Source organism: Porphyromonas sp. CAG:1061, assembly GCF_000435035.1.
Classification (GTDB): Bacteria; Bacteroidota; Bacteroidia; order Bacteroidales; family Porphyromonadaceae; genus Porphyromonas_A; species Porphyromonas_A somerae.
The window spans coordinates 31,454-36,537 of the sequence record NZ_HF988937.1 but is presented as its reverse complement, the minus strand read 5'-3'; the positions used below and the strand labels follow the sequence as shown (position 1 = coordinate 36,537).

2 protein-coding genes are annotated in these 5,084 nt (G+C 51.8%); both read left to right on the top strand.

Going from position 1 to position 5,084, the window contains the following annotated elements; all coding sequences use genetic code 11:
- A partial coding sequence (locus tag QVO39_RS07405) for a translocation/assembly module TamB domain-containing protein (protein WP_288171917.1) occupies nt 1–3,665 on the top strand: 3,665 nt, incomplete at its 5' end.
- Nucleotides 3,649–5,084 (top strand): BamA/TamA family outer membrane protein (locus tag QVO39_RS07400; protein WP_502685072.1); only part of this gene is annotated, 1,436 nt, incomplete at its 3' end. The genes QVO39_RS07405 and QVO39_RS07400, both read left to right, overlap by 17 nt.

Sequence of the window (5,084 nt, the reverse complement as noted above, 5' to 3'; positions counted from 1 at the left end):
ATGTTGGTCGCTTTTTGGGGGACCGTCTGGCAAGGGTCTCTAAGCCACTGGAGGTGTCACTAGAGGCGAATGGAACCATGGAGGATCAGCTCACCTATGCTCTTCGGATGAAGGGGGAAGAGGTGGCGGAGCTCTCGCTGAAGGGGGTGGCAAAGCAGCCACTTGCAGAGGGTCGAAAGGTGGATGCTACTCTGGAGCTACAGACGGGTAGTGAGCTACGGGAGTGGTTGCTCATGCTAATGGAAGGTAAAGAAGGAAAAAAGGCGCCTAGCTGGGATATCCCAGAGGGGGTACAGCTACGAGGGTCGGCACGCTACTCAGCAGAGGAGATGGGGGCAGATCTACAGCTACGGCAGGCTACGGATATGGGGGGTGGCGACCTAACCCTCCATGCCTTTTATCACCCACGGCGAGAAGAGTACTTTGCCGACCTTAGGGTACGTGACCTAGCACTACAACCTTTTTTGCCGTATGATACGATCGGCCCCCTCTCTGCAACGATCAATCTGGAGGGGCGGGGTACCGACCCCTTTGACAAGCGGTCGAGGGGCATCCTCTACGTGGATGTGGATAGTGTGAGCTACCGTGGCTATCGTCTGCAGCAGTTGACGCTCCTCTCACAGCTCAAGGATCATCAGCTCTTTGCGGCACTCAGCACGGATAGTGAGGGGCTTCGGCTGGCGGCACAATCGGATATCATGATGCGGCGGGATAGTCTCTCGGGGAGTATCAATATACTGGTGGATACGGTGGTCCCCTCGGCGATTGGGGTGGATCTGCCGATCTTGCAGGCGGGTAAGCTGGAGCTGAGGAGTAATGTGATGAGCGACCTGAAGCAGCGGTACCAATGGGAGGGTGAGATCGAAAACTTTGTGCTGGTGACGGATAAGGGAACGATCTACCCGAAGAATACTTATCTCACGCTCCACACCTCGGAAAGGGATCTTGGGGCGGAGGTGGCGTCGGGTGATCTCTCGCTCCACTTTGCGGCTAAGAATGGTCTGAATGACTTTACTACTCGCCTACAAAAGGTGATGGAGGAAGCACAGAAGTCGCTCGCCGACTCAGTGGGGCAGGTAAATATGGCGCCGTGGATACATTATTACCCAGATATGGAGTTGCGATTTGAGATGGGCCGTGACAACCTCTTGAGGGCCTACCTTGATGAGCACCGCATAGGGGCTACTTCGGTGTCGCTGGACCTGCAGACAGTAGCAGGGGAGGGGCTATCGGGACTGGGAGTGGTGAGCCATTTTCAGTCGGATACCTTTAGAATCGATAATATCGACTTGGTGCTTCGGCAAGACTCGGCTTTCTTTACGGCTATGGGGACGGTACACAAGGAGCCCTTCCTCAATCAACCGGCGTTTGATATGATTCTCTCGCTCTCATCTAATGTACACCGCAGTGAGGCGTATATCAATTGGCTGGATTCGAAACAGGAGCCATTTGTACAGATGGGTTTGGAGCTAATGAACAGGCCGAATGGTGACCTGACACTGGGATTTACCCCCGATCCAGTGGTGCTCGCCTACAATAGATTTGAGGTGGTGGGGGAAGACTTCGTGACGCTTCCTAAAGAGGATCGCAACAAGATCCTTGCCCAGCTGGAGCTGGCGACAGCGGAGGGGACTTGGATCAAGATACATAACCTGCCGGATGAGCGGGGTCACTTGCTGAGGGCAACGATCAGCGACCTTCGCCTTGCCGACCTAGGTGCGGTGCCTTGGGTGCCTGACCTCTCGGGCAGACTGAATGCGACGGTGGATTGGCTACAGCTACCGAAGGGGGGCAGTGAGATGAAGGGGGTGCTGAAGGCGGAGAATCTATTTTACCAAAAGAGGGAAGTGGGCCAAGTGGAGGCTTCGGGTAATATGGAGGACGGTACGTCGGGGAGACACCTATCTGGTGAGGTGGCTCTAGGGGGGCAGTCGGTGCTTTGGGCGGAGGCCTTTGCACCGAAGAGCTCATCGAAGGAGGCTAAGGAGCCTTTGAGGTACCACCTAACGGTGAAGGAGCTACCGCTGGAGAGGAGCAATCCTTTTCTCCCCGCAAAGTATGCTAAGCTGAAGGGGCGGATGAGCGGAAGTGTGAGCAACTATGCTCTAGGAGAGAAGATTGAGCGTGCTAAGGTGGTGCCACTGAGTGGGCAGATCACCTTTGAGGAGGCGAGTCTCTATACTCCTTTTGCCAATGAAACGTACCACCTCGATTCGAAACCAATCAGAGTGGTAGATGGGCGCATTTTGCTAGAAGAGTATGCGCTGAGTGCCAATACAGGCAGGCTCACCACTCAAGGATATGTATCGGTGGCAAATGGGCTGAAGAGTGACCTCCGTATAGTGGGTAGGGATATGATGCTTCTGGACTCTGATGCGACGAGTGAGACGCTCCTCTATGGCAAGGTGAATACCGATGCGGATCTAAGGATCAAGGGGCCTCTGAGTGCCTTTAAGCTCTCGGGTTCGCTCTCTATTAAGGGGGATACGGATGTCACTTATCAGTCGCAAACAGGGGAGCTACAGAGCAGGGCTGGGTACAAGGGGTTGGTGACATTTACCGACTTTTCGGATACGCTCTTTGTGAAGCAAAAAAGCACGGTGGATAGCCTTTCTCTCGGTGGTATGGATATCAAACTGGCTCTCCACATAGACCCTGCCGCTAAGGTGAATGCTATTCTGACGACTGATGGTAATAATAAGGTGGCGCTCCAAGGGGGTGGTGACTTTAATCTCTCTATTCCACCGTATGGGGCGATGACGCTGAATGGGGCGTACAATATCCATGAGGGGGATATCCACTTGTACGTATCACCACTAAAGCGGAAGTTTAAGGTACAGCAGGGGAGTAAGGTAACGTGGAATGGGCTACTAATGGAGCCAGACATTGATGTGAAGGCGACGGCTAGGATACGCAGTAATGTATCGCTAGCAGGGGAGCCGGATAGACAGGTGGACTTTGACGTGCATGTGATCGCGGAGGATAGGCTGGACAACCTGAAACTGCGATTTGAAATGGAGGCACCGCAAGACCTGACGATCCGAAATATGCTGGCACGCCTGAGTCCTGAGGAGCAGAATAGGCAATCAATAATGCTTCTGGCTTCGGGGCACTACTTTGGCGGTGGGGGCTCTTCGAATACCAAGGGATTTAATGTGAATGGGGCACTCACTTCGTTCCTAGCTAGTCAGATTAATTCGCTCGCTGGGGAGGCTCTTGATGCGGAGATCAATCTAGGTATTACCGACGGTACAAATGCGTATGGTGTGGGGACTAACTACTCGTACAGCATTACTAAGCGCCTCTTTAACAACCGAATCAGCGTGCAGGTGGGCGGTAAGATGGTGACGGGTGCTGCGGCAACTGGATTGCAGCAGACGTTTATAGATAATATGTCGCTGGACTATCAGCTGGATCAAGCGGGGACGCACTATCTGAGGCTTTTCCACAATAAAAACTATGAAAATCTCCTGGATGGTGAGGTGATTGAGACGGGAATTGGCTATGTGATCCGGAGAAAGATGAATAAGCTGAATGAGCTATTCAAGTTCTCCAACCCACTGAAATCTAATGCCCCTACGCCTAGAGCTATATGGGAGATAAAAGCTTTGCCAAGAAGGGAGGAGGTGACGACAAATGATAAAGAGGATGAAGGGAATAAATAAATGGTGTGGGCTTTGGCTCTCTCTGCTACTGCTGGGGGGCTGCTCGGTAGCTAAGTATATCCCCGAGGGGGAGCAGTTTTATGCTGGCGTGGGGAAAATTGAGTATGCCGATAAGGGGACGGGCTTTTCGGACAATAGTAAATTGGCACGCAATGAGCTGGAGAGTGTGCTTAACTATAAGCCAAATAATAGTTTGCTAGGGTCGGCAAAGCATCGATTGCCCTTTTCATATCCTTTTTTCTTTGATAAGTACTATGCTCACTCCAATAATTTCTTCGGGAGGTGGCTCTATAAGACTTTTGGGGAGAAGCCGATTCTCCTCTCGGAGGTGAACCCAGAGCTGAGGGCGACTGTGGCGGAGCAGGTGCTGAGGGAGTATGGCTATTTCCACAGCTCAGTAACACCTGAGGTTACGATCGTGGGCAAGGACTCAATTAGTGCCAGGCCAAGCTACCACATTGCGATGGGATCACCGCACGTGCTGGATAGTATCAACTATCAATTGGAAGCTCTGCCTCTGCAAGAACTGGATTCGCTGGTACATTCAAAACGGGGTTTTCTACACCATGAGGAACCTTTTGGAGTGTTGGCTTTGGAGAATGAGCGGACTAGGATCAGCAACTTCCTAAGGGATCGGGGGTATTACTTTTTTCAACCCAATCATATTGTCTATGAGGCGGATACGGTACAAGCACCAGGGAAAGTGCAGCTGAGGGTGTTGCTTTCGGAAAAGATGCTCCCAGAGGCTTACCGTCCGTGGCATATCGGCTCTATTACCTATGAGGTGCGGGATGGGCAGAATAGTGCCCTCACGGATAGTTTGATGGTGGAGGGGGTGCTATTTAAGTACCATAAAAGGTCGCCGGTGAAGTTTTCATCGCTCTTGCCACGCATAGGATTTGAGTCGGGGACTCTCTACAATCAGGAGAGCCAGATCAAGACGCTCCGCTCTATGGCGGATCTGAATGCTTTTGCCTATACCGATGTGGCTTTTAACCGTTCTTCGAATGATAGCATTAATAATGCGCTTGATATTATTATTACTTCGCAACTGGATAAGCCTTATAGCACGGAGCTGGAGGGGGTTTTTAGGTTTAAGAGTAATAATCAGGTGGGGCCGGGGCTCAACTTTTCGGTCAATAGGAAGAATATATTTAGGGGCGGTGAAATGCTCACGGTGACGGCGAGAGGGAGCTATGAATGGGAGACGAAGCACAATACGAAGGGGAGAAGCTGGGACATTAATAGCTATGAACTAGGGGTCACGACGTCGCTCACTTTTCCAAGGCTATTGCTGCCGGTATTGAATCACGAACCGCTTTCGTTTCCGGCTTCTACGCTGATTTCACTGAATGGTACGTTTCTGAACCGTGCCCGCTTCTACAAACAGGCACAATTTGGAGCTGACCTCACATATCG